The following is a 25,125-nucleotide window of genomic DNA, read 5'->3' as shown; positions in this document are numbered from 1 at the left end:
GAGCGCCTATACTTCGGAAAGCCGGGCTTTCCGTCCCGATTTTGCAGACGACGTTCGTCGTCCTCTCAACGGCACCTCAGCATGGCCAGCATCCAGAAAAATCAACCTGAGAACTCCCGTCCGTCCGTCGGCAAGCGGCTCGGCGACGTGGCCCGGTCGCGCCGCACCAGGCGCGTCGCGCTCGGCATCCTCATTTTCCTGGTCGTGTTCGGCCTGCTCGGTTTCTTCGCGGCGCCGCCGCTGATCCGCCATATCGCCGAGCAGCAGTTGAGCCGCCAGCTCGACCGCCCCGCCACGATCGCGCGGATCGCGCTGAACCCCTACACGCTGCGGCTCGAGGCCGACGGCGTCCATATCGGCGAGCGCGGCGGGCAAGGCCCCTTCGTCGACATCGGCAGGCTGACGGTGCGGCCGGCCTGGAGCTCGCTGCTGCGCGGCGCGCCGATCGTCGACGAGGTGCGCATCGACGCGCCGCGCTTCCACATCGTCCGCTACGACGCGCAGCGCTTCAATTTCACCGACCTGATCGAGAAGTTCTCGAAGCCGTCGCAGCCGTCGTCCTCCGGGCCGACGCGCTTCTCGGTGTCGAACATCCAGGTCACCGACGGCCGGATCGACTTCGACGATCGCCTGCTCGGCGCCAGGCACGTGGTCGATCAATGGGCGCTCGGCGTGCCCTTCGTCGCCACCCTGCCCTCGAAGACCGACATCTTTGTGCAGCCGACCCTGAAGCTGCGCCTCGACGGCAGCCCGATCGCGATCACCGGCAAGACCAAGCCCTTCTCGCAGACGCGCGAATCGGAGATCAACCTGAAGTTCGACGGGCTCGACGTGCCCGAGCTGCTGTCCTACGCGCCGGCCAGGCTGCCGGTCCAGATGAGTTCCGGCAGGCTGTCGAGCGACCTGGTGCTGCGCTTCTCGATCGACGGCGAGACGCCCGCGCTGCGCGTGTCGGGCACGGTCGACCTGGCCGACGCGAATCTCAGCGATGCGGCGAACCATCCGCTGTTCGCGGCGCGCGCCGTGCATGTGGCGGCGGGCTCGCTCGAACCGCTGCGGCAGGTGCTGCATTTCGACGAGATCCGTGTCGACGCGCCGGTGCTCATGCTCACGCGCGATGCGGCCGGCGTGCTGAACGTGCAGAAGCTGGCGGCGGCCCAGGGCGGCGCGGCGAATGCGGCGAACGACGCGAAGGCCGGGAGCGCCGCGAAGGCGGCGCCCGCCGCGGCCTCGTCGCCGGCGGCCGTCACGGCAGCCGCGTCGGCACCGGCAGGCGCGGCGAGCGGTGCGAGCGCAACCACGCAGACCCAGGCCAAGCCGGCCGCCGAGGACGCCAAGCCGCAGCCGCTCGACCTGACGATCGCCCGCCTCGCGATCGACGACGGCACCATCCACATCAGCGACGCCTCGGTGGCCCCCGCCGCCGATCTCACGCTCGCCAAGCTGAAGACCACGCTGTCCGGTTTCACCCTGCAGGGCCGGCAGCCGGCCAAGTTCTGGATCTCGACCCAGCTCGCCCAGGGCGGCGCGCTGAACGCGGCCGGCGCCGTCAGCCTGGCCCAGCAGCAGGTGGGTGGCCATCTGGGCATCGACGGCTTCGCGCTGCCGGCGATCGCGCCGTACCTGGCCGGGGCGAGCTCGGCGAAGCTGCTCGACGGCAGGCTCGGCGCCTCGATCGACGCCTTCGCGGATTGGTCGAAGCCGGAGCTGGCGGCCAATGTCGGCCCCAGCAACCTGACGCTCGATGCGCTGAAGATCGGCGCGCCTTATGCGAAGGCGCCGGTGCTGGCCTTGTCGAAGGCCGACGTGAAGCTCTCGCGCATCGATCTCGGCGCGCGCACGGCCGAGGTGGCGAGCGTGGCCATCAACGGCCTGGACGTCGACGCGGCGCGCCTGAAGAACGGCGAGATCGACCTGGCCGCGCTGGCCGAGCCGGCGGCATCCACGCGCGGCGCGCGTCGCGAGCCGGCGGAGAAAACCGCCGCCCAATCGGCTGCAAAGCCGGCCGCGAAGCTGGCCACAAAGCCGGCCAACGGCAAGACCACCGCGCCCTGGCATTACCGGATCGGCGAGCTGAGCCTGGCCGGCGCCAAGGCCAGCTTCACCGACCTGTCCACCCCGCGCCCCGTGAAGCTGGCGTTCGCGCCGCTCGACGTGAAGGTCGGGCCGCTCACCGACGATCTGTCCAAGCCGCTACCGGTCTCGCTGCGCACCACGCTGAACCGCAAGGGCAGCTTCGCGGTGGCGGGCGAGGTGACGGCCACGCCGCTCGACGCGAAGCTGCGCATCGACGGCAACCGGCTCGATGCGGCCGCCTTCGAGCCGTATTTCGGCGGCGCGCTCAATGCCACCATCGCCAGCGCGCTGCTCAATGCAAAGGGCAACCTGGCGGTGTCGCAGGCGAAGGCGGCGACCAAGGCCTCGTATCGCGGCGATCTCGCCGTGGTGGACGTGCGCATGCTCGACAAGGCCAGCTCGGACCCGTTCGCGGGCTGGCGTTCGCTGGCGCTGTCGAACCTGAAGGCGAACTACGACAGCGAGCGCGGCACCGATGTCGACGCTGCGCGCGTGACCTTCTCCGGTTTCTACGGCCGCGTGCTGCTCGACGCGCAGGGGCGCCTGAACCTCAACGACGTGGTGGCCAGGCAGAGCGGCCCGGCGCAATCGCTGACGCGCGACGCCAGCGGCGCCGAACCGGTGCCCTTGTCGCCGACGGCCGCGGCCGTCGCGGCGGCGAGCGCGCATCCGGCCTCGGGCGCTTCGGCGGCCACCGCCACTACCGCGACCGCCTCGGGTGCCGCCGCGCCGCTGCCGGCCTCGGTGCCGAGCGTGGTGGTGAAGGCCGCGCCGGCGCCGAGCCAGCCGGTGCGGATGCGCTTCGGCGAACTGGTGCTGCAGGACGGCCGCGTCACCTATACCGACAACTTCATCCGCCCGAACTACACGGCGGACCTGGTGGCGATCAAGGGCACGGTGGGCGCGTTCGGCACCGATTCGCAGACCAGCGCGCCGGTCGACATCGCGGCCAGCCTGGCCGGCAACGGCCCGATCTCGATCAAGGGTTCGGTCAATCCGCTGATCGCCAAGCCGGCGCTGGATCTGACGGCCTCGGCGCACGGCATCGAGCTGACCAACCTGACGCCGTACTCGGCGAAGTACGCCGGCTACCCGATCACCAAGGGCAAGCTCAACGTCGACCTGCACTACCAGCTCGCCGACGACCAGCTCAGCGCCAACAACCACATCTTCATCGACCAGCTCACCTTCGGCGACCACGTCGACAACGACACGGCCACCAAGCTGCCGGTGCGCCTGGCGATCTCGCTGCTGAAGAACTCGCGCGGCGAGATCGACGTGAACATCCCCGTGTCGGGCTCGCTGTCGAACCCCGAGTTCAGCATCGGCGGGCTGATCTGGCATGCCGTGCTGAACCTGCTGAAGAAGGCGGTGACGGCGCCGTTCTCGCTGATCGCCAGCGCCTTCGGCGGCAACGGCGAGGAGCTCGGCTACGTCGAATTCGCGCCGGGCGTGGCCACGCTCTCCGACGCCTCGAAGCAGAAGCTCGACACCATCTCGAAGATGCTGGCCGAGAAGCCCTCGATCCGCCTCGACCTGACGGGCCGCGTCGATCCCGCGCGCGACGCGCCGGGCCTGCGCGATGCCTATGTCGAGCGCCTGGTGCGCCAGCAGAAGCTCAAGGACGTGGTGGGGCAGGGCGAGAGCATCGACCCGATGACGGTCAAGGTCACGCCGGAGGAATACACGAAGTACCTGACCAAGGCCTACAAGGCGGCCGATTTCAAGAAGCCGCGCAATCTGATCGGCATGCAGAAGACGCTGCCTGACGCGGACATGAAGGCCGCGCTCGAGGCGCACGCGCCGGCCGACGACGCGGCCCTGCGCGAGCTGGCCCAGCAACGCGCGCAGGCGGTGCGCCAGTACCTGGACGGCAAGGTGGATGCGAGCCGGATGTTCATCGTGGCGCCCAGGCTCGACGCCAAGGGCATCGAGGACAAGGGCGCGACCACGCGCGTCGACTTCGGGCTCAAATGAACGCGAGGGCCCGCGCCGATGAACGGCGTGGGCCCTCGCGGCGCATCGGCGGCGCAGGCGGCGGCCGATGCTCGGGCCGGCTCGCGCGCGCGGCACGGCCGACCCGCTGCTTCAATGCTTCAACCTCAGCGCTTCAGTCGGCGTGCGCCGGCTCGCGCTTGGCGATCTCCTTGCGCGCCGCCAGCGGAATGCGTGGATCGTCCCAGGTGCTGAGCCATTCCACTTCCTTGGTGGTGAACACCTGGCCGTAGTTGCGCAGCGCGTACTGCAGCGAATCGATGATGTGGTTGCGGATGATTTCCGGCGTGTGCGCGTCGTCGAGCACCGAGCGGAATGCCTCGAGCGTGGCCATCGTCTTGCTCCGGGTGACTAAGGGATAACCCGGTTATCGCACGTCAATAGTCCCGCGCCAAGCCCGAAAAAAATAATTCGTGCGACGCAGCAATGCCGGGCGGGGCGCGCGATCTGCGCCGATCCGGAGCGATGTCGCCGAACGCCGCCGCAGCCTGCCTCAGCGTCCCGCCGAGCCCGCAATCCGGCCCCGGAGGTGGATCCAGGCATTCAGCGCCGCGCACAGCACCAGCAGCGCGCTGGTGACGAAGAACACCGCATGCAGCCCGACATGCGCACCGATCTGCCCGCCGATCAGCGGCCCCACCACCTGCCCCGAGAACTGCGCCGACTGCAGGTAGCCGAGCACGCTGCCGGAGCGGTGTTCCTCGACCGAATGGCGCACCAGCTTGGCGATCGCCGGCAGCAGGCCGGCCAGCGACATGCCCATCGCGCCGCGCAGCACGGCGAGCTGCCACCAGTGCGTGACGAAGGCCTGCGGCAGCATCACCAGGCCCGTCACCAGCAGGCAGCCGATGATCACCGGCCAGCCGCCGATGCGATCCGCCAGGGCGCCCAGGCGCGGCGCGGTCAGCATGCTGCCGAAGGCGGAGGCGGCCATCACGATGCCGGCGGTGCGCGCCAGCGCGGCATGCGCCACGCCGAGCTGGCCGATGTAGACGGTGATGATCGGCTCGATCGACATGTTGGCGAGCAGCACCATCATGGCGGTCAGCAGCAGCGCGCCGAGCGCGGCGCGGCCGGCGGCGCGCGGCATGGCGGCCCGGCCGGCCTTCGTGGCACCCGCGCTGTCGCGGCGCGCGTCGATGCGCCGGTCGAAATCCTCGCGCACCAGGCCGATGGTGGCCGCCGCGGCCACCGCGATCATCGCGCCGCCCACGAAGAAGGTGCCGCGAATGCCGACCAGGCCCGGCAGGAAGCCGCCCACCAGCGGCCCTACCAGGTTGCCGGCCAGCGCGCCGGTGGACAGCACGCCGAGCGCCCAGCCGGCGCGCTCGCGCGGTGCCTGGGTGCCGACCATCACGATCGAGGCCGAGGCGTAGCCGCCGATCAGGCCGGCCGCGAGGCGCAGCGCCACCAGTTGCGCGACGCTGTGCGCGATGCCGATCAGCGACATCACCACCGCCATGCCGAGCGCGGCGCGCACCAGCATCGGCTTGCGGCCGTAGCGGTCGGCCAGGCGCCCCCACAGCGGCGCCGTGATCGCCGTGCCGAAGAAGGTCGCGCCGAAGGCCACGCCCGACCACTGCACGATGCCGGCCGGCGAATGCACGCCGAGCTGCTCGACATAGAGCGGCAGGAAGGGCAGCAGCATGCTCAGGCTCACCAGGGTGGTGAACGAACCGAACACGCAGACGGCGAGGTTGCGGCGCCAGTAGGCGGCATTGCGCTCGACGTAGGCGCGCGCCTCGGGCGGCTGGGGCTGCTGGGACGGGACGGCGAGCTCGGGAGCGGCGGCGGGGCGGGACATGGTGGTGTCTTCCTTGGACAAGCCGTGCGGGGTTCAGGTCTTGCGGGCCTGGATGCCGGCGACGAGGTCGATCGCGAGCGCCAGCAGCATCGCCGCGGTGCCGATCGCGAACAGCATGCGGTAGTCGCCGCCGTTCTGCGAGAACACGTAGGACAGGCCGTAGGCGGCGAGCGCCTGGCACAGCGCGAAGCCGACCGTGGCGGTACGCCACGCCGGGTCCTGTTGCGAAGGATGATGGGCGAGCAGCTCGTGCAGGCGCCCCAGCACCAGCGGCACGGTGCCGGTGACGAAGGCGCCGACCAGCACGCTCGACAGCATCAGCCAGAACGGCCCGAGTCCTAGCACGGGAATCGCCACGCCGCCGATCTCGAGCACGAAGGCCAGGCGCAGCGCGTGGCCGAAGCCGATCCGGTCGGCCAGCGCGCCGGCCAGCACCGGCCCCAGCGTGGCGCCGACGCCGAACAGCACCCAGTATTCGGCGCCCACCTGCAGGCTCTGGCCGAGGCCGCGCGTGACGTAGTCGACCAGGAAGATCATGTGCGGCACCCAGCCGGCCGCGTTCAGCGCGTATTCGGCGTAGAGCGCGCGCAGCGGGCGCGGCGTGCTCGTGCGGCGATGCCTCGCGGGCGCGGCGGCGCGCGGCGCGGTCTCGCGCGGCCAGCCGTGCCAGGCCAGCGCGGTCAGCACCAGCGAGAGCAGGGCCAGCCCGAGCCAGGTGTCCTGCAGGCTGCGCTGCAGCAGCAGCGGCACGACCGTGCCCGAGGCCACCACACCCACGCCCACGCCCATGAAGATCACGCCGCCGGCCAGGCCGCGGCGCGAGGCCGGCACGTGCGCGAGCACGGTCGGGGCGGCCAGCACCATCAGCGCGCCGCCGGCGATGCCGGCCAGGAAACGCCAGGCGAAGAACCAGCTGAAGGACAGCGGCCAGGCGCAGGCCACGAAGGCGAGGGTGGCCAGCAGCATCATGGTGCGCAGCGTCAGCGTGACGCCGGCCCGGGCGGCCAGCGCGCGGCCCGCCAGCGCGCCGCCCAGGTAGCCCGCCAGGTTGGCCGCACCGAGATAGGCGGCCAGCGAGGGCGCGAACCAGTGCGCGTCGACGATCGCCGGCAGCAGCGGCGTATAGGCGAAGCGCGCCAGGCCGATGCCGACCAGGCTGGCGCTGAAGCCGGACAGGGTGGCCCGCCCGAGGCTCACGCCGCGCGTCTCGCGCCTCGCGTGAGCGTGGGAGTCGACGGCGCGTTCCATATGCGTTCCCTTCACTCGATTCGATAGCCGCAGCGTACGCGCGATCACCGATCCTCAGAACTGATTTGTCGAGATAAGGGATATCTGGAATCGAGATAGCTGTTATGCTGATTTCCCGTTACCCGGCGCGCGGGCCGCCTCGCTACAATCGGTTCATCGATAGCCCGCGCGGCGCCTGCACGTTTTCACGCGTACTCCTGACGATCATGGACATAGCCGACCTGAAGACCTTCGAAGCCGTCGCCCGCCATGGCAGCATGAACAAGGCGGCGGCGGAGCTGCACACGGTGCAGTCGAACGTGACCGCGCGGATCCGCGCGCTCGAGGACGAACTCGGCGTGGCGCTGTTCCAGCGTCACGCGCGCGGCGTGACCATCACGCCGGCCGCGCAGCGCATGCTGCCCTTCGTCGGCCGTATCTCGCAACTGGTGTCGGAGGCGCGCGCAGCGGCCACCGACAGCGGCGAGCCGACCGGCACGCTCACGCTGGGCACGCTCGAAACCACCATGGCGCTGCGCCTGTCGCCGCTGCTGACCGAATACGCGCGCACCTGGCCCGACGTGCGGCTGGTGGTGAGCGCCGGCACCACCGCCGGGCTGATGCAGGACGTGATCGACTACCGGCTCGACGGCGCCTTCGTGGCCGGGCCGATCCGGCATCCGGCCCTGCATGTCGAGCCGGTGTTCACCGAGGAACTGGTGCTGGTGACCAGCCCGGCGATCCGCACCCTGAAGGACCTGCCCGGCGCGCGCGACCTGAAGACGGTGGTGTTCCAGTTCGGCTGCTCGTATCGCCAGCGGCTCGACGCGTTTCTCGCGGGATTGGGGATCGTGGTGGCCAGGCCGCTCGAATTCGGCTCGCTCGACGCGATCGTCAACTGCGTGTCGGCCGGCGTCGGCATCACCCTGCTGCCCAAGGGCGTGGTGGCCGACGCGGTGACCGCCGGCGACGTCGCCATCCATCGCCTGCCGCGCGAGCTGGCGATGGTCGAGACGCTGTTCGTGCGTCGTGAGGACAGCTATGTGTCGAGCGCGATGACGGCCTTCCTGGAGCTGGCCAGGCGCGTCTATCGGCAGTCGAGGACGGGCGTGCCGGTGCGCGGGCGGCGCGGCGCGCAGGAGCCGACGGTCGCGGCCTGAATTCAGTCCTCGCCGCGTTCGGCATCCGCGGCGACTACCGGCGGCAGATCCCCCGGCGGCGGATCGCCGAGCCAGCGCCGCGCGCCGGGCCCCGAGCGCGCGGCCCGGTCGTTGGGATTGGTCAGCTTGCAGCGCTTGAGCGACAGGCACCCGCAGCCGATGCAGTGGTCCAGGTCGATATCGAGCCGTTCCAGCTCCTCGATCTTGTCCCTCACGCGCTGCTTCCATCCTGCCGAGAGCCGCTGCCAGTCGCGATTGGCCGGCAGCTTGGCGGTGGGCAGGCTGGCCAGTTGCCCGGCGATCTCGTCCAGGGAATAGCCGATGCGCTGCGCGAACACGATGAAGGCGATGCGGCGCAGCGAGGAGCGCGGGAACGAGCGCCGGCTGCTGCCCTGCCGCACCGATTCGATCAGCCCGCGCGATTCGTAGAAACGCAGCGCCGAGGCGGCCACGCCGCTGCGTTTGGCCACCTCGCTGATCGGCATCAGCGGGTCCGGGGTCTTGCGCTGGACGGTCATTCGAGCCTCCCGAAAATTTTCCGTTTTCTTCAAGTTCACTTGAGCTTTCAGGCTGTCCGCCACTCTAGTCCTCGAGATGCTGATACGGCGTGACGGTGGATGAAATGAGACGAATGAGCATGAATATGCGAGATGCGAGCATTAATCAACTCGCCTGACGCGCCTAAACTGGCTTCACCGTCACAGCCGTGACGACCCACTGAAACCAGGAGCGCACCATGTCCCGTCTGTCCACCCTCGCCGTCGCCGATGCAACCGGCAGCACCGCCGAACTGTTCACGAAGATCCGCAAGGCCGTCGGCAAGGTGCCGAACGCCTACGCGACGATCGGCACCCACCATCCCGAAGCGCTGGCCGCCATGCTCGGCATCGACGCGATCCTGGCCGGCGGCACGCTGAGCAAGGCCGAGATCGAGACGATCAAGCTCGCCGTCAGCGAGAACGCCGGCTGTGACTACTGTATTGCCGCCCATACGCTGGCCGGCAAGTTCGCCGGGCTGTCGCCGGAAGCAATGCGCCAGATCCGCGCCGGCGAGCCGACCGGCGATGTGAAGCGCGACGCGCTGGTGACCTATGTGCGCAGCGTGGTGAGCACGCGCGGCACGGTGCCGGCCGAGCAGCTCGACCACTTCATCGCGGCCGGCTTCACGGAACGTCAGGTGATCGAGGTCAGCCTCGCGATCGCGTCGATCACGTTCACCAACCTCGTGAATCGCGCCAACGACACGACGCTGGATTTTCCGGCGGTGGCGTGAGGGGAGGTAAGCGCGGCGAGCCTGGCCGAAAGGGCCGTGCCGCGTATCGGAAGGCCGGGGCCGCGGCGCGAGGGGTGACTCGCGCGGGCCCGCAAGGGGCCGGTGCCCGGCAGCCTGACTGGCTGCGGGCCGCCGGCTTCGGCCTTACTGCGCGCGTTGCGCGAGGCCGGCCGTCAGCAGCTCGGTCAACAGGCCGGTCATGCCTTCGGGATGATCGGCCGCCTGCTTCTGCAGGTCCGCGACCAACTCGACATTGAGCTTGCAGGCGAACGGCACCAGGCCTTGCGCCTGCTCGATGCGACGGCGCTCGCGCCGATCGAGCGCGGCCGTGTCGGTTGCGCCCTTGCCGAAGCGCTGCGAGCTCGATGCCTTCATCGATTGCGTCAGCTTCAGCGCCTTGTTCTTTTCCAGATCCGTCTTCTTCATTGCCATCGTCGGCACCACCTTGGGTTCAAATGGGTGCGATTGTACGCATCGCGGTGGGTAAGCGGAGCGATAGGTCGTGGCTTGCTCGTATTTATGCGCAGTGGGGCGCGTTTTTGTTGCGCGCGTGTCCGGTACCGGCAATCGGATGACTGGCGGTTTGTCCGAAATTTGTAGTACTTTTTCGGACGCACTAAAAAAATAAAACTTTTTGCGCATAAACCGCCAACGCCCTCCCGCCACGGCCCCGGCCGCATTGCCGGCTACAATGCGGCAGCCCGGAATTCACGACTGATCCCATATCGCATGACCCAAGCTTCCCGCGCGTTCCTGCTCGGCCCCCTGCTGAAAGGGGTATCGCGCTCGTTCTACCTGACGCTCGCCGTGCTGCCGGTCGGCATGCGCGATCCGATCGGTCTGGCCTATCTGCTGGCCCGCGCGGCCGACACGATCGCCGACACTTCCCTGCTGCCGCCGGCGCGGCGCCTCGAATGGCTGCTGTCGCTGCGCGCGCAGGTCAATGGCCGGCCCGACGAGGCCGCGCTGCGCAGCATCGCCGCCGAGGTGGCGGGCCAGCAGACCGATTCCGACGAGAAGGTGCTGCTCGAGTCGCTGGGCCCGGCGCTCGGGATCCTGGCGCAGCTCGACGACGCCGATCGCGCGGCCGTGCGCGGCATCGTCACGACGCTGAGCGAGGGCATGGAATTCGACCTGGTCACGTTCCCGGACGAAACCTCGGGGCAACTGGTCGCGTTGCCCGACGATGCCGCGCTCGATCGCTACACCTACATGGTGGCCGGCTGCGTCGGCGAGTTCTGGACCACCATGACCTTCCTGCACGAGCCCGGCGTGGTGAAGCGCGATGCCGACGAGATGAAGGCGCTAGGGATCCGCTTCGGCAAGGCGCTGCAGCTCACCAACGTGCTGCGCGACGCGGCCAAGGACCTGCGGATCGGCCGCTGCTACCTGCCCGCCGATCGCCTCGCGCGCGGGCGCATCGCACCCGGCGACCTGCTCGGCCAGGATGCCTCGCAGCTCGCGCGTCCGGTGATGTTCGACCTGGTGCGCGTCGCGCTGGCGCATTACCGTGCCGGCATCGACTACACCTTCGCGATCCCGCCGCGCGCGATGCGGCTGCGGCTGGCCTGCATCTGGCCGATCGTGATCGGCTTGATGACCTTGCGGCTGCTGGTGTCGAACCCGAACTGGATCGAGCCGGGCCGCGCCTCGAAGGTGCGTCGCAACGAGGTCTACAAGGCGGTGGCGTGGTCGATCCCGCGTTCGCTCTCGAATGGCTCGCTGCGTCGCTGGTTCGATCGCCTGCTCGGTGATATCGAGCGGGTGCTCGACGCCGCCGTGGTCGCGCGTCACCGTTGAGACGTGGCGCGGCCGGCGCGGTGAGCCGGCCAGCCGCGATATCGTCGAACAGCGGCGCGCCCTGCGCCCTGCATCCTCGCCTGCCTTGATCTCGAGCGCTTCGGCATTCGCCTGAAGCCTCGCTTCTCCCTCCCGCCTTTCCCTTGCGTCGCCCGTCGCTTGCTCGATTTTCGCGATCTTTCCAAAAAATTTGAAAATACTTCAAGCGTCGGCCTAATTATCAATATCGACCGTCGTATTCAGAATGGGCACCGGTTCTTCACCGCCCAGGGCGAATCATGCAACTCGATCACGCGACCATCGTCACCGACCAGCTCGACAGCACCTGCCGCTTCCTGGCCGAGGTGGTCGGCCTGACGCGCGGCGCGCGTCCGCCGTTCGCGGTGGACGGCGGCTGGTTCTATGCCGCCGGCCGCCCGGTGATCCACGTGGTGCGCGCCACCGTGGCGGCCATGGCCGCGCGCAGCGTGCCGCGCATCGATCACCTCGCGCTGCGCATCGAGGATCGCGACGAATGGCATGCCCTGGTCGAACGCCTGGACCATCGCGGCATCGGCTACCAGCTCAGCGAAGTGCCGCTGTCGAACGAGTTGCAGTTGTTCGTGGCGCTCGCGCCCGGCGTCGCCTTCGAATTCGTCACCGCGCTGGGCCCGGCCGCGTATTGAGCCCCGCGCAGGCCGCTTCCGTCTTCCCAAACCCGAATCCAAACCGATCCACTTCTCGCCTGGAACACATCGACCATGAGCACTGCAGAACTCTTCAGCCCCGCCAAACTGGCCGGCCACGACACCGCCCACCGCATCGTGATGGCGCCGATGACGCGTGCCCGCAGCACCCAGCCCGGCGACATCCCGAACGCGATGAATGCGCGCTACTACGCGCAGCGTGCCTCGGCGGCGCTGATCGTGACCGAGGCCAGCCAGATCACGCCGCAGGGCAAGGGGTATTCATTCACGCCCGGCATCCACAGCGATGCGCAGCGCGAAGGCTGGCGCCTGGTGACCGATGCCGTGCATGCCGAGGGCGGCCGCATCTTCCTGCAGCTGTGGCACGTCGGGCGCATGTCGCATCCCGATTTCCACGGCGGCGAACTGCCGGTGGCGCCCTCGGCGGTGCCCTTCGACGGCCAGATCTGGAAGGTCGATCCGGCCACCGGCATCGGCGCGATGGTGGACTGCCCGACGCCGCGCGAGCTGCGCCATGAGGAGATCCGGCAGATCGTGCAGGACTTCCGCCAGGCCGCGCGCAGGGCGATCGAGGCCGGCTTCGACGGCGTCGAGATCCACGGCGCGAACGGCTACCTGGTCGATCAGTTCCTGCGCACCACCTCGAACCGACGCGAGGACGAATACGGCGGCTCGCGCGAGAACCGCCTGCGCTTCCTGCAGGAGGTGGTCGACGCGGTGGCCGCGGAAGTGGGCGCCGAGCGCACCGCGATCCGCCTCGCGCCGTTCCTGACCGCGCGCGGCATGGCCTGCCCCGACATCCTGCCGACCATCCTCGACGCGGCGGCCTGGCTGCAGGCGCGCGGCATCGCCTACCTGCACCTGGTCGAGGCCGACTGGGACGATGCCCCGCAATTCACCGAAAGCTTCCGCCGCGAGATCCGCGAGCGCTTCGCGCGGCCGATCATCGTGGCGGGCAAGTACGACCTCGAGCGCGCCAACTGGGTGCTGGCGAACGGTTATGCCGATTTCATCGCGTTCGGACGCAAGTTCGTCGCCAATCCGGACCTGCCGCGACGGCTCGCCGAAGGCCTGCCGCTGGCCGATTTCGACGGCGCCACGCTGTTCGGCGGCGACGAGCGCGGCTACAGCGACTACCCGGTGCTGGCCCGCTGAGCGGCGCGTGGCTCTCGAATCACGAGGCGCGCATTTCACGAGCGATGAACAAGGATGGAGGTCAAGATGAAAACCCGATCGATACAAGCAAGTACGGGGCTGGCAGCCGCGGCCCTGGCGTTGATGGCGATCTTCGCGTCGCCGGCCATCGCCGCACCGAACGGCGACGATCAACTGGTGCAGCCGAAGCAGTTGATCGTCGACCATAGCCTGCCGCCGCAACAACTGGCCGCGCAGATTCGCGCGGCCCGGCTCTACGACACGTTCTGGACCACCGGCGACGAGGCACAGGCACGCGAGGCGCTTGCTCCCGACTTCATGGACCGCACCTTGCCGCCGGGTCGGCCGCAAGGCCTGGCCGGGCCGCTGGCGGCCTCGAAGGGATTTCATGCCGCGGTGCCCGACGTGCATGCCGAGGTCGAGCAGATGATCGTGGCCGGCGACCGCGTGATCACGCACCTGCGCTTTCGCGGACACTTCAGCGGCAGCTTCCAGGGCGTGCAGGGCAAGGGCCAGCCGGTCGACTTCATCGCCACCGACATCTACCGGATCCGCGACGGCCGGATCGCCGAGAACTGGCATCTGGAGGACAACCTGACGTTCCTGCGGCAACTGGGCGTCGTGAAGCCCTGAACCAGGGCGCATCGCAAGGGCGCCCGGGCGGGCGTCCATCGGCAATCATCGAAGGGAGGAAGGCATCATGAATTTCGACGGCAAGCAGGTACTGGTGGTGGGCGGCAGCTCGGGCATCGGCGAGGCGGCGGCGCGCGCCTTCGTCGAACGCGGCGCGACGGTGACCATCGTCTCGCGCGACAGCGGCAAGCTGGCCGCCAGCGCGGCGCGGATCGGCCAGGGCGTGCGCACCGGCGTGATGGACATCACCGACGAGGCGAGCGTGCGCGCCTTCCTCGATGCGGCGGGCGAGTTCGACCATGTGGTGGTGTCGGCGGCGCAGACGGCCACCGGCCCGGTGCGCGGTCTCGAACTGAAGGACGCGCAGGCCGCGATGGACAGCAAGTTCTGGGGCGCCTACCGCGTCGCGCGGGCGGCGCGGATCCGCGAGGGCGGCTCGCTCACGCTGGTTTCGGGCTTCCTCAGCGTGAGGCCGAGCAGCGCATCGGTGCTGCAGGGGGCGATCAATGCCGCGCTCGAGGCGCTGGCTCGCGGCCTCGCGCTGGAGCTGTCGCCGGTGCGCGTCAATACCGTTTCGCCGGGGATGATCGCGACGCCGCTATGGTCGAAGCTCGACGAGGCCGCGCGCGAGAAGATGTACGCGGGCGCGGCGGCACGCCTGCCGGCGCGGCGCGTGGGGCAGCCGGAGGATGTCGCGAACGCGATCGTCTATCTCGCCGCGACGCCTTATGCGACCGGCTCGACCGTGCTGGTCGACGGCGGCGGCGCGATCGCCTGAGGCGAGGCCCGCCCGATTTCTCCCGCGCGCCCGTTCGTGTGGCGCGCGCCTCGCGTTACCATGCCCCTGCCGCGCCGAAGCGCTGCGCGGCGCCGTCCGGGCGCTGCCGTGCCCGGCCCGATCACGCTCCCGCCATCACGCGACCCGCCAGCATGGACAACCTCGGCGACATCCGTCTCTTCGTGGAAGCCGCGAACCTAGGCAGCCTGTCGGCGGCCGGCCGCAAGCTCGGCCTCTCGCCGGCGGCGGCCAGCGCGCGGCTGATCAAGCTGGAGGGCGCGTTGAGCACGCAGTTGTTCGAGCGCTCGACGCGCAAGCTGCGCCTGACCGACGAGGGGCGGCTCTATCTCGCGCATTGCCAGCACGCGCTGCAGACGCTCGACGACGCGCGCAGCGCGCTGCAGCTCGGGCGCGCCTCGATCGGCGGCGCGCTGCGCGTGTCGGCGACCTCGGATTTCGGCCGCGTGGTGCTGCGCCGCTGGCTCGACGAATTCAACGACCTGCATCCGCAGGTGGCGCTGAGCCTGGTGCTGGCCGATTCGCTGTCGAACCTGCTGCACGACGACATCGACCTGGCGATCCGCTTCGGCTTGCCGGCCGACAGCGGCATGGTCGCCAAGCGCCTGGCCGACAACCGCCGCGTGCTGTGCGCCTCGCCCGCCTACCTGGCCGCGCATGGCGCGCCGCGCCATCCCGAGGAACTCGGCGAGCATCGTTTCGTGCTGCTCAGTTCCTCGGCCGGGGTGGCGAACCAGTGGAAGTTCTCGCGCGAGGGCGAGACGGTGCAGGTGAGCGCGCCGCTGGCGCGCGCCCGGCAGACCAACGACGGCGCGCTGGCGCGGGAATGGGCGATCGAGGGACGCGGCGTGGTGATGAAGTCGATCTGGGACGTGGGCGCGGACCTGCGCGCGGGGCGGCTGGTGATGCTGCTGCCCGAGTGGCGCTGCCCCGAGATGCCGGTGCACGCGCTGTTCCAGCGCAGCCAGTACCTGGCGCCGCGGGTGCGTGCGCTGCTCGACTTCCTGCAGGAACGATTCGGCGAGGCCGCCGAGGAGATCGCGCCGTTCCTGCGTTGAGCGGCGCGCCGCCACGTCGGCGCCGAAGTGCCCGGGCCTACCTGGTGACGGCGAACAGCGTGAGGTTCATGAAGATCTTGAAGGCGTAGCCGAGCGCGACCGCGCCGGCCACGCCGCCCATCCAGAGCAGGACGAACCACAGCCAGCCCGGCAGGCGGCGCTTGCCGCCGGCTGCGGCGGCGCGGTTTTCAGTGGTGGTAGTAGTGCTGGTCTTCATGGCGGATCTTGCCCCGGAATACCCAGTAGCCCAAGGTCGTGTAGGCGATGATGATCGGGATGATCACGGCCGCGCCGACCAGGGTGAAGACCTGGCTCGAATGCGGCGCGGCCGCCTGCCAGATCGTGACGCTGCGCGGGATCGCATACGGGAACAGGCTCACCAGCAGGCCGATGTAGCCGAGCGCGACGATCGCCAGCGCGAGCACGAAGGGCAGCGTATCACGGCGCTGGCGCACCGCGCGAACCATCCAGGCCCCGCAGGCCACCACCAGGAACGGTACCGGCATCAGGTAGACGAACAGGCCCGAGCCGAACCAGCGCTGCGCCACGGCGGGCTCCTGCAGCGGCGTCCACAGGCTGACGATGCCGATCAAGGCCAGCAGCACCAGGGTCAGCGGCAGCACCACGCGATGCAGGCGGCGCTGCAGGTCGCCCTCGGTCTTCGCCACCAGCCAGCAGCAGCCGAGCAACGCGTAGGTGGCCACCAGGCCCAGTCCGGTCAGCAGCGAGAAGGCGCTGAGCCAGCCGAACGGGTCGCCCGCGAACTGGCCGTCGCGCACCGGGATGCCCTGCAGGTAGGCGCCCAGCGCGATGCCCTGGAAGAAGGTCGCGCCGGCCGAGCCGCCGATGAAGGCCAGGTCCCACAGATGCTTGGTGCGGCGCGCCTTGGCGCGCAGCTCGAAGGACACGCCGCGGAAGATCAGGCAGACCAGCATGAAGATCAGCGGCAGGTAGAGCCCCGACAAGACCGTCGAGTAGACGACGGGGAAGGCCGCGAACAGCCCGGCGCCGCCCAGCACCAGCCAGGTCTCGTTGCCGTCCCAGACCGGCGCGACGGTGTTCATCATCAGGTCGCGCTCGCGTTCGTCGGGAAAGAAGGGGAAGACGATGCCGATGCCGAGGTCGAAGCCGTCGAGCACCACGTACATGAAGAGGCCGAGCGCGATGATCGCTGCCCAGATGACGGTGATGTCCATGATGGTTCCTTGTGCGTGTTCTGTCGTGGCCGAGGCGTTCAGGCCGCGTCGATCATCTGCTCGGGCGCGGACAGCGGGCGGCGGCCCGATTGCTCGCCGTGGCGCTTGCCGCCATCGTCGCCGTGCGGGCCTTGCGGCGCGTCCGGCAGCGCCGGGCCGGCGTTGATCAGCTTCAGCAGGTAGTAGATGCCGGTGCCGAACACCAGGAAGTAGACGCAGATGAAGGTCAGCAGCGACAGCCCGACCTGCTGCGTGGTCAGCGGCGAGGCGGCGTTGGCGGTGCGCATCACGCCGTACACGACCCAGGGCTGACGGCCGGCCTCGGTGGTGATCCAGCCGGCCAGCAGCGTGATGAAGCCGGTCGGCCCCATCACCAGCGCGAGCTTGTGGAACCAGCGCGCCTCGTAGAGGCGACCGCGGCGGCGCAGCAGCCAGCCGGCCAGTGCCAGGCCGATCATCGCGAAGCCCAGGCCGACCATCACGCGGAAGGTCCAGAACACCAGGGTCGAGTTCGGCCGGTCCTCGGCAGGGAAGCTCTTCAGGCCGCGGATCTCGCCGTCCCAGCTGTGCGTGAGGATCAGGCTGCCGAGGTGCGGCACCTTGAGCGCGTAATGGGTGGTTTCGGCCTGCATGTCGGGGATGCCGAACAGGTTCAGCGCGGTGCCGCCCTGCTCGGTTTCCCACAGACCCTCGATCGCGGCGATCTTGGCCGGCTGGTACTTGAGCGTGTTGATGCCGTGCTGGTCGCCGACCACCGCCTGGATCGGCGCGAGGATCAGCAGCAGGCCCAGCGCCATCGAGAACATGGTGGTGACGGTCTTGTCGCGGCGACCCTTGAGCAGGTGCCAGGCGCCCGTGGCGGCCACCACCAGCGCGGCGACGATGAAGGCCGCGATCGCCATGTGGGCGAGCCGGTACGGGAACGAGGGATTGAAGATGATCTTGAGCCAGTCGGTCGGCACCACGCGGCCGTCGACGATCTCGAAACCCTGCGGGGTCTGCATCCAGCTGTTGGAGGCGAGGATCCAGAAGGTCGAGATCAGCGTGCCGATCGCCACCATCAGGGTCGCGCCGAAGTGGGCGCGCGGGCTCACGCGGTTCCAGCCGAACAGCATGATGCCGAGGAAGCCGGCCTCGAGGAAGAAGGCGGTCATCACCTCATACATCAGCAGCGGGCCGGTGACGGCGCCGGCGAAGCTCGAGAAGCCGCCCCAGTTGGTGCCGAACTCGTAGCTCATCACCACGCCCGACACCACGCCCATCCCGAAGGCCACCGCGAAGATCTTCGACCAGTAGAGGCAAAGCGTCTTGTAGTGCGGCTCGCCGGTCTTCAGCCATCGATACTCGAGTACCGCGATGAAGCTCGCGAGGCCGATGCTGAGGGCGGGGAAGACGATGTGGAACGAGACCGTGAAGGCGAACTGCAGGCGGGCCAGATCCAGGGCAGACAGGGCGGTTTCCATGAGCGTGTGACCGATCGTGCGACGGCCGCGGGCGGGTGCCGGGCGGCCCTCCCTTCGCCGCGCGATACATCGCGGCATCGGGGATGTGGGCAGTATCGGGATCGCGATTCCTCGGTGAAATGTGCCAACTCGTCGCACTTTGTGCGCGCGGTTTTCCTGCTCTCGATCAATATCGAGATAACGCGTTGATAAGCATCAAAAAAATGGCGGCCGATCGGTGAGGGCTTGGATGCGGTGGCGCGCCGCACCTGCGGCAATCAACCGCTATATCCGGGAGGGGGCGGGGGCAAGGCGGGAGGTTGCGACAGCGCGGCATCGGGCGAGCCATATGCAGCGCGAAGCGGCGGCGGCGGGCGGGTATTTTCGCTTGCCTGTCGTATCGCTTCCACTGCGCTGACGAAGCCGCCGAGGTGGCGTGCCAGGCCGCCTTCCCAAATATTTCCGCGCGTTACCGGGTAATGCGGATCGAACGATGAAAGACCATTCCGCCATCATCTCGACACGCTTGTAACGACCGGCAAAATCCTTGCGCAGACTCGTAATTGAAGTCGCGGCACGCGCGAGTAGCGTCTCGGGTATCGACAATCGCGGGGCCAGTGTCCCGTGTATCCCGGAGCGTGAAGTGAGCAAACTGAAGATCGTGCTCGGCGTCGCGGCGATCGCCGCCGTGACCGCCACGAGTGCCGCCCATGCGGCGCGGGTGGGGGTGTTCATCGGCCCAGGCTGGGGTCCCGGCTGGGGGCCGTATTGGGGGCCACCGCCCATCTACTACGCGCCGCCGCCGCTGGTCGCGGTGCCGGTCGAGCCGGCGCCGCCGCCCGAGTATGTCGAGCAGGGCCAGCCCGAACCGGCGCCGCCGCCGCCCGATGCCGGCGCGCCGCCGCTGCAGCCGGGTTATTGGTATTACTGCAACGCCTCGCGTCGCTACTACCCCTATGTGAAGACCTGCTCGTCGGGCTGGCGTGAAGTGCCGGCCCGGCCGCCGCAATGATGACGAGGCGAGCCATGAGATTCGAAATTCGCAATGGCGGGCGCTGGGCGCTCGTCGCGGCCGGCGTCGGCTTGCTGAGCGCCTGCGCGGTGATGCCGCCCGGACCCAGCGTGATGGCCTTGCCCGGCACTGGCAAGAGCTTCGACCAGTTCCAGGTCGACGACGGCAACTGCCGTCAGTACGCCGCCAACCAGGTCGGCGGCGTGTCGGCCAACCAGGCGGCCACCGCGAGCGCGGTCGGCAGCGCGGCGATCGGCACCGCGCTCGGCGCGGCGGCCGGCGCGGCCTTCAACGGCGGACGCGGCGCGGCGGTCGGCGCGGGTGCCGGCTTGCTCGCGGGCAGCGTGGTCGGCATGGGCACCGCGCAGGGCTCGGCTTATGACGTGCAGCGTCGCTACGACTACGCGTACATGCAATGCATGTACGCGGCCGGCGATCGCGTGCCGGTGCCGGGCCGCGTGCGCGGCGGGGCCTATGGTGGCAACGGTGGTGGCTATGGTGGCGGCGCGTATGGCGGACCGCCGCCGAACGCGGGCTACCAGGGCGGTGCTTATGGCGGCAATCGCGGATATACGCCGCCTCCGCCGCCCGACATGCCGCCACCGGATTGATTGACCTGTCGCATGACCCGGCATGATGTGATGCATGCGCGCCGCGCATCGCATCACATCGCGTCGAATCGCTGCGGCGGGCTCGACGGCATCATGCGAGGCGACGCATCACGCGCTTTCCTCCGACCACGACAAGCGACGATACCCTCGACGAGGCACCTCGTCCGAGCGCTTCCACGCATTTCCCCGTCTCTTCATCTCCCCTCGTTAATCCTTCGTAATCCGGTCTTTCATCGTGCCGGCATTAGCTTCTCACGCTAGTAATCACAAACTTCGAGATTTCGGCGAGAGGCCTTCGCAAGGTCCCGCGACCTATCGTGTCGAATTTCGGAACGCATGTATGGTTTATGTCTTCTTTCCAGGAATATCAGTTGCGCGCGCAACTGATATTGCAACCCATTCGCATTTTTCGCCATCATCCATCCCGCCGACTTGCCAATTTCCGCTGAAACCTGGGCAGTCGTGAGCGCGTGCGGATGGCCACGAACCCGATAAACCTCGGGATAAACCATGCATATGCAATGTTTTCGAAGCACGGGTTGGCTCCGACCCCGAGGGTTCGCATGTCAATACTTTGATCAAGCTCAAGTTGTCTGCAAATAGGGAGCTTTAGCGGAAGGGGCACGTGTCGATATTGCGGGTATTCGCAGGCGGGAACGCGCCGTGCGTCCGCTCACGGTATCGTGCGGCGTCGATGCGCTGCGATACCCGACGTTCCGAATCGGTGCCTTCCAGTGCGGGCGAATGCACTGCGATCGTGCAAGGGCCGGTGTGACGCGGTTCGAATCGGCCGGCATTTTTGGCGGCAGCGGCTAATCCTCGTTTCACACATTCCACGGTTTTGGTAACGGTTATTTACAGTCGTATATGGGAAAAGCCGGGACGATCGATTACCATTTTTTAATCAACTAATTTCTGAGAGATGCTCCGCGAGATGGAAGATTCATCGACACCTCCATTGAAACTGGTAGGCCTCACCACGCGACTCTATACGCGCGTCGTCGACAGGCCCTTGCGCGAACTCGGTTTCGCGCTCAGCCAGGTCCCCGTGCTGGGCCTTTTGAAGGTTTCCGGTGCCTTGTCGCAGGCCGAGCTTGCCCGGCGCATGCAGGTCGAGCAGCCGAGCATGGCGCAGTTGCTCAACCGCATGGAGCGCGACGGCCTGGTATGTCGCGTGCCCGACCCGGCCGACAAGCGCAGCCGCCTGATCTCCCTGACCGAGGATGCGATGCGCAAGCTGCCCGAGGGCAAGGCCGTGCTCGACGAGGCCGGGCGCATCGCGCTCGACGGCTTCAGCGAGGACGAGCGCGCGCAACTCGCTACCCTGCTATGCCGCGTCAACGCGAATCTCGAACGCGCGGTGCAGGCCGATGGCACGGGTCGCGACCTGCATGTCTGTTGCGAGGAAAACGCCTGATTGTTCGCGATCGCCGGTTTCACTGCAAGGGATACCGGTCTGTATTGTTTCGGGGTTCACTGCCCGTTTTCATGCCTCGGCACGCAAGCGCGCAGTGAATTGCGTACACTCGGATTTTTTCCAGGTTCACGCGTCGGCGATGCCGACGCTTCTCCGAGGACGCCCCGATGATCGATCTACGTAGCGATACCGTGACTCGCCCGAGCCAGCCGATGCTGGCCGCGATGACTGCCGCCGAACTCGGCGACGACGTCTGGGGCGATGATCCGACCGTCGCACGATTGCAGGCCGCGGTGGCCGAGCGGGCCGGCAAGGAAGCCGGCCTGTTCTTTCCGAGCGGCACGCAGAGCAATCTCGCGGCGCTGATGGCCCATTGCGGGCGAGGCGACGAATACCTGGTAGGCCAGCAGGCCCATACCTACAAATACGAAGGCGGCGGCGCGGCGGTGCTCGGCAGCATCCAGCCGCAGCCGATCGACAATGCCGCCGACGGCACGCTGCCGCTCGAGCGGATCGCCGCCGCGATCAAGCCCATCGACAACCACTTCGCGCGCACGCGCCTGCTCGCGCTCGAGAACACCATCGGCGGCAAGGTGCTGCCGGCCGGTTATGTCGACGAGGCCACCGCGCTGGCGCGCGGCAAGGGCCTGGCCACCCACCTGGACGGCGCGCGCGTGTGCAATGCGGCGGTGGCGAGCGGCAAGCCGCTCGCGGCGCTGTGCGCGCCGTTCGATACCATCTCGATCTGTTTCTCGAAGGGGCTCGGCGCGCCGGTCGGCTCGGTGCTGGTGGGCAGCCGCGCGCTGCTGGAGAGCGCCGCGCGCTGGCGCAAGGTGCTCGGCGGCGGGATGCGCCAGTCGGGCGTGCTGGCGGCAGCCTGTCTGTACGCGCTCGACCATCATGTCGAGAGCCTCGCCGAGGATCACGCGAACGCCGCGCGCCTGGGCGAGGGCCTGGCGCGCATCGAGCAGGTGAAGGTGCTCTCGCAGGCCACCAACATGGTGTTCGCGCAATTCCCCGAGGCCGACTGCGCGCCGCTCGAAGCCTGGCTGAAAACGCGCGGAATCCTCACGCAGATGCTCTATGCCTCGCGCTTCGTCACGCATCGCGACGTGTCGGGCGATGATATCGATACCTTCGTCGAGGCGGTGGGCGCGTACTTCGCGCAGAAGGGGCGCGGCTGAGCGATGCGCATCGCGGCCCGCGCGCGATGCGCGGGCGGTTGCGTTGCCCTGCCGCTTCCCCGATCTCGTTTCCTATTCGCTTTCACCGGCCCCTCAGGCCGGCACCATCACCGGCGGCGCCCCGTCGCCCGTCTCGATCATCTTCACCGCGAAACCGAAACAGCGCTCGATCAGCGCCGGCCGCATCACCTCGGCCGGCGTGCCTTCGGCCAACACCTCGCCGTCGGCCAGCAGCGCGACGCGATCGGCATGGCGCGCGGCCAGGTTCGGATCGTGGACGATCGTCAGCACGCCGAGCCGCCAGTCGCGCGCCAACTCGCGCACCGTGCCGAGCAGATGGTGCTGGTGCGCGAGGTCGAGCGCCGCGGTCGGCTCGTCCAGCAGCAGATAGCGCGGCGCGGCGCCGGCGTCTCGCGCGTCGTGCTCGGGCCAGAGTTGCGCGAGCACGCGCGCGAACTGCACGCGCGCCAGCTCGCCGCCCGACAGGGTCGTCACGTCGCGGCCGGCCAGTGCGCCGGCGCCGGCCAGCACCAGCGACTCGCGCACGATCTCGTGGTCGCGCGCGGCGATCGCGCCGGCGCGTCGCGTATGCGGATAACGCCCGAGCATCACCAGTTCGTCGGCGACGAAGGGAAAGGCCGGCTGCGCGGCTTGCGGCAGCACCGCGCGCAGGCGCGCCAGCGCGGCGGCGCCGAGATGCTCGAGCGCTGCGCCGTTCAGCGTCACGCGCCCGCCCAGGCGCACCTGGCGCGCGGCGCCCGCGCCGTGGAATTCACCGGCCAGGGCCTTGAGCAAGGTGCTCTTGCCGGCGCCGTTGGGGCCCAGCAAGGCGGTCACGGCGCCCGGCACGAGCCGCAGCGAGAGCCCGCGCAGCACTTCGGTGCGGCCGCGGGCGATGGAGAGACGATCGGCGATCAGCATGGGAGGACTCGAAGTGCGCCGCATCAGCCGCCGAGCGCGTCGCGGCTCTTGCGCAGCAGCGCGAGAAAGAACGGCGCGCCGATCAGCGCGGTCAGGATGCCGAGCGGAATCTCGACGGGCGCGACCACGGTGCGCGCGACCAGGTCGGCCACCACCACCAGCAGCGCGCCGAGCAGGGCCGCGCCCGGCATCACCACGCGCTGGTCGGGCCCGCAGACGAGCCGCACGCAATGCGGCGCGACCAGGCCGATGAAGCCGATCACGCCGGTGCAGGAAACCAGCGCGCCGATGCCGAGCGCGGTGGCGGCCAGCACGCCGCGCTTGACGCGCTTTACCGGCACGCCCAGGTGCAGGGCCTCCGCCTCGCCGAGCTGCAGGGCATTGAGCGCGTCGCGTTCGCGCGCGAGCCAGGCGGTGCCGGCCAGCGTCAGCGGCGCAACCGCCGCCAGCGTCGACCATTGCGCGCCGCCCACGCTGCCGAGGCTCCAGAAGGTCAGCGAGCGCAGTTGCGCATCGCTGGCGATATAGGTGAGCAGGCCGATCGCCGCGCCGGCCAGTGCATTGATCGCGATGCCGGCCAGCAACAGCAGCGGCAGCGCGAGCCGGCCGCGCGTGGCGGCGAGCCGATAGACCAGGGCGGCCACCGCCAGCGCGCCGGCGAACGCGGCCAGCGGCAGCCAGCCGGCCGGAATGGTTGTGGACGCAAGCATCGGGCCGAGCACGATCAGGCCGGCCGCGCCAAGGGCCGCGCCGCTCGAGACGCCGACCAGGCCAGGATCCGCGAGCGGATTGCGGAACAGTGCCTGCATCGCCGCGCCGGCCGTGCCGAAACCGATGCCGACCAGGGCCGCGAGCACCACGCGCGGCGCGCGGATCTCGAGCAGGACCGCGCGCGCCTGCTGCAACGAGGCATCGGGCGCGAACAGCGCGGCCAGCAATTGCGCGGGCGTCAGGCGGTAGGCGCCGATGCAGCTGGCGGCCAGCATCGCGAGCAGCAGCGCGATGGCGGTGGCGGCCAGCATCGCGCGCGCGATCGTGCGACGCCGCGCGATCGCCGAGGTGCCGGTGTGAGCGGCCGGTCCGCTGCCGGCGAGCGTGGAGAGGCCGGGCATCAGGTGGTGGTCGGATCGGTGACGGCAGCGGCCGAGGCATCGCGCCCCTGGCCGGCGGTCGCGCTGGACGAGGCGCAGCCGGCCTCGAGCGGATCCTGATACGCGTCCACCGCGAAGGCGGAGCCGGAAGCGGGGTTCGCCGCGGCGGTGCCGGGCTGCTGGAGGTCGAAGGCGCCGGCCGGCGCCACGCGGCGCAGTCGGCGGAACAGCGGATGTCGGTGCATGGGATCTCCCGTTGAGGCGTCGAGCTTGGCTGGCTCGGTGGCAGATCCACCTGGCTGGCGTGCCGCCGACCTGCCGGGCCGGCGAAAGACAGTCGTAAAGCTGCGATCTTAGATGAGAATGATTATCAGTACAACGCCGGGTAGTCGTATTTCATGGGCAAAAGCACGAGTTGACCGATCCAATAAGCAACTAACGGTCGATCGCGACGAACCCCTTCAAGCCGGGGCGCGGCCTGGCGCCAGCCCGTCGTCCCCGTTGCCGTCCAGCCGGCAAGGACGGACGGGGAAAATGCCGGGCATAAACGAAGATAAGCGGGTGTGTAAACGACTCATGGCCCGGATC

General features: G+C 69.1%; 24 protein-coding genes. 13 read left to right on the top strand and 11 right to left on the bottom strand.

Annotated features, from left to right (window positions below):
- The first annotated feature begins 81 nt into the window (after window positions 1-81).
- The gene (locus tag FB600_RS15465) at window positions 82-4,053 is read left to right on the top strand and encodes a DUF748 domain-containing protein (RefSeq protein ID WP_145756994.1); all 3,972 of its coding nucleotides are present in this window, start codon (window positions 82-84) and stop codon (window positions 4,051-4,053) included.
- A 133-nt stretch (window positions 4,054-4,186) separates the two neighbouring features.
- Here the strand turns inward: FB600_RS15465 and FB600_RS15460 are convergent, their stop codons facing one another.
- The 3 genes from FB600_RS15460 to FB600_RS15450 form a co-directional block, all read right to left on the bottom strand.
- Window positions 4,187-4,405 (bottom strand): hypothetical protein, encoded by a 219-nt coding sequence (locus tag FB600_RS15460; protein ID WP_013691600.1) that lies wholly within the window; start codon window positions 4,403-4,405, stop codon window positions 4,187-4,189.
- A 159-nt stretch (window positions 4,406-4,564) separates the two neighbouring features.
- On the bottom strand, window positions 4,565-5,875 hold the full coding sequence (locus FB600_RS15455) for an MFS transporter (RefSeq protein WP_175427823.1): 1,311 nt from the start codon (window positions 5,873-5,875) through the stop codon (window positions 4,565-4,567).
- Window positions 5,876-5,908: 33 nt separating this feature from the next.
- A complete protein-coding gene (locus FB600_RS15450) occupies window positions 5,909-7,123 on the bottom strand; it encodes a YbfB/YjiJ family MFS transporter (protein ID WP_145756995.1) in 1,215 nt (404 codons plus the stop codon).
- Window positions 7,124-7,329: 206 nt separating this feature from the next.
- On the opposite strand from FB600_RS15450, the gene FB600_RS15445 reads away from it, so the two are divergent.
- A complete protein-coding gene (locus FB600_RS15445) occupies window positions 7,330-8,262 on the top strand; it encodes a LysR family transcriptional regulator (protein WP_013691597.1) in 933 nt (310 codons plus the stop codon).
- A gap of 2 nt (window positions 8,263-8,264) precedes the next feature.
- Here the strand turns inward: FB600_RS15445 and soxR are convergent, their stop codons facing one another.
- On the bottom strand, window positions 8,265-8,780 hold the full coding sequence (soxR, locus tag FB600_RS15440) for a redox-sensitive transcriptional activator SoxR (RefSeq protein ID WP_096752065.1): 516 nt from the start codon (window positions 8,778-8,780) through the stop codon (window positions 8,265-8,267).
- A gap of 218 nt (window positions 8,781-8,998) precedes the next feature.
- Between soxR and FB600_RS15435 the strand changes: the two genes are divergently transcribed.
- On the top strand, window positions 8,999-9,535 hold the full coding sequence (locus FB600_RS15435) for a carboxymuconolactone decarboxylase family protein (RefSeq protein WP_036028655.1): 537 nt from the start codon (window positions 8,999-9,001) through the stop codon (window positions 9,533-9,535).
- Between the two features lie 144 nt (window positions 9,536-9,679).
- Here FB600_RS15435 and FB600_RS15430 read toward each other — a convergent pair whose 3' ends face one another.
- Complete coding sequence (locus FB600_RS15430) at window positions 9,680-9,967, bottom strand: hypothetical protein (protein WP_025099366.1); 288 nt, start codon at window positions 9,965-9,967, stop codon at window positions 9,680-9,682.
- A gap of 297 nt (window positions 9,968-10,264) precedes the next feature.
- Between FB600_RS15430 and FB600_RS15425 the strand changes: the two genes are divergently transcribed.
- From FB600_RS15425 to FB600_RS15400, 6 genes are all read left to right on the top strand, one after another.
- Window positions 10,265-11,335, top strand: coding sequence for a phytoene/squalene synthase family protein (locus FB600_RS15425; protein WP_025099365.1), 1,071 nt, complete (start codon window positions 10,265-10,267; stop codon window positions 11,333-11,335).
- A gap of 278 nt (window positions 11,336-11,613) precedes the next feature.
- The gene (locus FB600_RS15420) at window positions 11,614-12,000 is read left to right on the top strand and encodes a VOC family protein (RefSeq protein ID WP_096752062.1); all 387 of its coding nucleotides are present in this window, start codon (window positions 11,614-11,616) and stop codon (window positions 11,998-12,000) included.
- 75 nt (window positions 12,001-12,075) lie between these two features.
- A complete protein-coding gene (locus FB600_RS15415) occupies window positions 12,076-13,176 on the top strand; it encodes an alkene reductase (RefSeq protein ID WP_145756996.1) in 1,101 nt (366 codons plus the stop codon).
- Window positions 13,177-13,230: 54 nt separating this feature from the next.
- On the top strand, window positions 13,231-13,809 hold the full coding sequence (locus FB600_RS15410; RefSeq protein WP_105829466.1) for an ester cyclase: 579 nt from the start codon (window positions 13,231-13,233) through the stop codon (window positions 13,807-13,809).
- 67 nt (window positions 13,810-13,876) lie between these two features.
- A complete protein-coding gene (locus FB600_RS15405; RefSeq protein WP_029950627.1) occupies window positions 13,877-14,587 on the top strand; it encodes an SDR family oxidoreductase in 711 nt (236 codons plus the stop codon).
- Between the two features lie 152 nt (window positions 14,588-14,739).
- Window positions 14,740-15,663 (top strand): LysR family transcriptional regulator, encoded by a 924-nt coding sequence (locus tag FB600_RS15400; protein WP_096752061.1) that lies wholly within the window; start codon window positions 14,740-14,742, stop codon window positions 15,661-15,663.
- A gap of 37 nt (window positions 15,664-15,700) precedes the next feature.
- Here the strand turns inward: FB600_RS15400 and FB600_RS15395 are convergent, their stop codons facing one another.
- Genes FB600_RS15395 through FB600_RS15385 form a run of 3 tightly spaced genes read right to left on the bottom strand, consistent with a single transcriptional unit; the run spans window position 15,701 to window position 18,322 of the window.
- Window positions 15,701-15,880 carry a hypothetical protein gene (locus FB600_RS15395; protein ID WP_013691587.1) on the bottom strand — a complete coding sequence of 60 codons (180 nt, stop codon included), beginning with the start codon at window positions 15,878-15,880 and terminating at the stop codon, window positions 15,701-15,703.
- Window positions 15,852-16,859 (bottom strand): cytochrome d ubiquinol oxidase subunit II, encoded by a 1,008-nt coding sequence (gene cydB, locus FB600_RS15390; RefSeq protein WP_013691586.1) that lies wholly within the window; start codon window positions 16,857-16,859, stop codon window positions 15,852-15,854. Before cydB ends, FB600_RS15395 begins: the two co-directional genes overlap by 29 nt.
- A 38-nt stretch (window positions 16,860-16,897) precedes the next feature.
- Window positions 16,898-18,322 carry a cytochrome ubiquinol oxidase subunit I gene (locus FB600_RS15385; RefSeq protein WP_013691585.1) on the bottom strand — a complete coding sequence of 475 codons (1,425 nt, stop codon included), beginning with the start codon at window positions 18,320-18,322 and terminating at the stop codon, window positions 16,898-16,900.
- Between the two features lie 622 nt (window positions 18,323-18,944).
- On the opposite strand from FB600_RS15385, the gene FB600_RS15380 reads away from it, so the two are divergent.
- From FB600_RS15380 to ltaE, 4 genes are all read left to right on the top strand, one after another.
- Window positions 18,945-19,313 carry a hypothetical protein gene (locus FB600_RS15380; RefSeq protein WP_096752059.1) on the top strand — a complete coding sequence of 123 codons (369 nt, stop codon included), beginning with the start codon at window positions 18,945-18,947 and terminating at the stop codon, window positions 19,311-19,313.
- Between the two features lie 14 nt (window positions 19,314-19,327).
- Window positions 19,328-19,924 (top strand): YMGG-like glycine zipper-containing protein, encoded by a 597-nt coding sequence (locus FB600_RS15375; protein ID WP_096752058.1) that lies wholly within the window; start codon window positions 19,328-19,330, stop codon window positions 19,922-19,924.
- Between the two features lie 958 nt (window positions 19,925-20,882).
- Window positions 20,883-21,341 carry a MarR family winged helix-turn-helix transcriptional regulator gene (locus FB600_RS15370; protein WP_227742705.1) on the top strand — a complete coding sequence of 153 codons (459 nt, stop codon included), beginning with the start codon at window positions 20,883-20,885 and terminating at the stop codon, window positions 21,339-21,341.
- Between the two features lie 167 nt (window positions 21,342-21,508).
- Complete coding sequence (gene ltaE, locus FB600_RS15365; protein ID WP_013691581.1) at window positions 21,509-22,525, top strand: low-specificity L-threonine aldolase; 1,017 nt, start codon at window positions 21,509-21,511, stop codon at window positions 22,523-22,525.
- A gap of 93 nt (window positions 22,526-22,618) precedes the next feature.
- On the opposite strand, the gene FB600_RS15360 is transcribed toward ltaE, so the two are convergent.
- The 3 genes from FB600_RS15360 to FB600_RS15350 are packed head-to-tail and all read right to left on the bottom strand — an operon-like array spanning window position 22,619 to window position 24,782.
- On the bottom strand, window positions 22,619-23,446 hold the full coding sequence (locus tag FB600_RS15360) for a heme ABC transporter ATP-binding protein (RefSeq protein WP_096752057.1): 828 nt from the start codon (window positions 23,444-23,446) through the stop codon (window positions 22,619-22,621).
- A gap of 23 nt (window positions 23,447-23,469) precedes the next feature.
- Window positions 23,470-24,558 (bottom strand): FecCD family ABC transporter permease, encoded by a 1,089-nt coding sequence (locus tag FB600_RS15355; protein ID WP_145756997.1) that lies wholly within the window; start codon window positions 24,556-24,558, stop codon window positions 23,470-23,472.
- Window positions 24,558-24,782, bottom strand: a complete 225-nt coding sequence (locus FB600_RS15350; protein WP_096752055.1) for a hypothetical protein — start codon at window positions 24,780-24,782, stop codon at window positions 24,558-24,560. The genes FB600_RS15355 and FB600_RS15350 overlap by 1 nt, the downstream gene beginning before the upstream one ends.
- Window positions 24,783-25,125 lie beyond the last annotated feature (343 nt).

This window comes from Burkholderia sp. SJZ089, assembly GCF_007828315.1.
Classification (GTDB): Bacteria; Pseudomonadota; Gammaproteobacteria; order Burkholderiales; family Burkholderiaceae; genus Burkholderia; species Burkholderia gladioli.
The sequence above is the reverse complement of the archived record's forward strand: the minus strand, read 5'-3'. Positions and strand labels throughout refer to the sequence as shown.

Excerpts from the sequence above, each read along its gene's own strand:
- FB600_RS15465 (WP_145756994.1), top strand. The coding sequence starts at position 82 with ATGGCCAGCATCCAGAAAAATCAACCTGAGAACTCCCGTCCGTCCGTC.
- FB600_RS15460 (WP_013691600.1), bottom strand. The coding sequence starts at position 4,405 with ATGGCCACGCTCGAGGCATTCCGCTCGGTGCTCGACGACGCGCACACG.
- FB600_RS15455 (WP_175427823.1), bottom strand. The coding sequence starts at position 5,875 with ATGTCCCGCCCCGCCGCCGCTCCCGAGCTCGCCGTCCCGTCCCAGCAG.
- FB600_RS15450 (WP_145756995.1), bottom strand. The coding sequence starts at position 7,123 with ATGGAACGCGCCGTCGACTCCCACGCTCACGCGAGGCGCGAGACGCGC.
- FB600_RS15445 (WP_013691597.1), top strand. The coding sequence starts at position 7,330 with ATGGACATAGCCGACCTGAAGACCTTCGAAGCCGTCGCCCGCCATGGC.
- soxR (WP_096752065.1), bottom strand. The coding sequence starts at position 8,780 with ATGACCGTCCAGCGCAAGACCCCGGACCCGCTGATGCCGATCAGCGAG.
- FB600_RS15435 (WP_036028655.1), top strand. The coding sequence starts at position 8,999 with ATGTCCCGTCTGTCCACCCTCGCCGTCGCCGATGCAACCGGCAGCACC.
- FB600_RS15430 (WP_025099366.1), bottom strand. The coding sequence starts at position 9,967 with ATGGCAATGAAGAAGACGGATCTGGAAAAGAACAAGGCGCTGAAGCTG.
- FB600_RS15425 (WP_025099365.1), top strand. The coding sequence starts at position 10,265 with ATGACCCAAGCTTCCCGCGCGTTCCTGCTCGGCCCCCTGCTGAAAGGG.
- FB600_RS15420 (WP_096752062.1), top strand. The coding sequence starts at position 11,614 with ATGCAACTCGATCACGCGACCATCGTCACCGACCAGCTCGACAGCACC.
- FB600_RS15415 (WP_145756996.1), top strand. The coding sequence starts at position 12,076 with ATGAGCACTGCAGAACTCTTCAGCCCCGCCAAACTGGCCGGCCACGAC.
- FB600_RS15410 (WP_105829466.1), top strand. The coding sequence starts at position 13,231 with ATGGAGGTCAAGATGAAAACCCGATCGATACAAGCAAGTACGGGGCTG.
- FB600_RS15405 (WP_029950627.1), top strand. The coding sequence starts at position 13,877 with ATGAATTTCGACGGCAAGCAGGTACTGGTGGTGGGCGGCAGCTCGGGC.
- FB600_RS15400 (WP_096752061.1), top strand. The coding sequence starts at position 14,740 with ATGGACAACCTCGGCGACATCCGTCTCTTCGTGGAAGCCGCGAACCTA.
- FB600_RS15395 (WP_013691587.1), bottom strand. The coding sequence starts at position 15,880 with ATGAAGACCAGCACTACTACCACCACTGAAAACCGCGCCGCCGCAGCC.
- cydB (WP_013691586.1), bottom strand. The coding sequence starts at position 16,859 with ATGGACATCACCGTCATCTGGGCAGCGATCATCGCGCTCGGCCTCTTC.
- FB600_RS15385 (WP_013691585.1), bottom strand. The coding sequence starts at position 18,322 with ATGGAAACCGCCCTGTCTGCCCTGGATCTGGCCCGCCTGCAGTTCGCC.
- FB600_RS15375 (WP_096752058.1), top strand. The coding sequence starts at position 19,328 with ATGAGATTCGAAATTCGCAATGGCGGGCGCTGGGCGCTCGTCGCGGCC.
- ltaE (WP_013691581.1), top strand. The coding sequence starts at position 21,509 with ATGATCGATCTACGTAGCGATACCGTGACTCGCCCGAGCCAGCCGATG.
- FB600_RS15360 (WP_096752057.1), bottom strand. The coding sequence starts at position 23,446 with ATGCTGATCGCCGATCGTCTCTCCATCGCCCGCGGCCGCACCGAAGTG.
- FB600_RS15355 (WP_145756997.1), bottom strand. The coding sequence starts at position 24,558 with ATGCCCGGCCTCTCCACGCTCGCCGGCAGCGGACCGGCCGCTCACACC.
- FB600_RS15350 (WP_096752055.1), bottom strand. The coding sequence starts at position 24,782 with ATGCACCGACATCCGCTGTTCCGCCGACTGCGCCGCGTGGCGCCGGCC.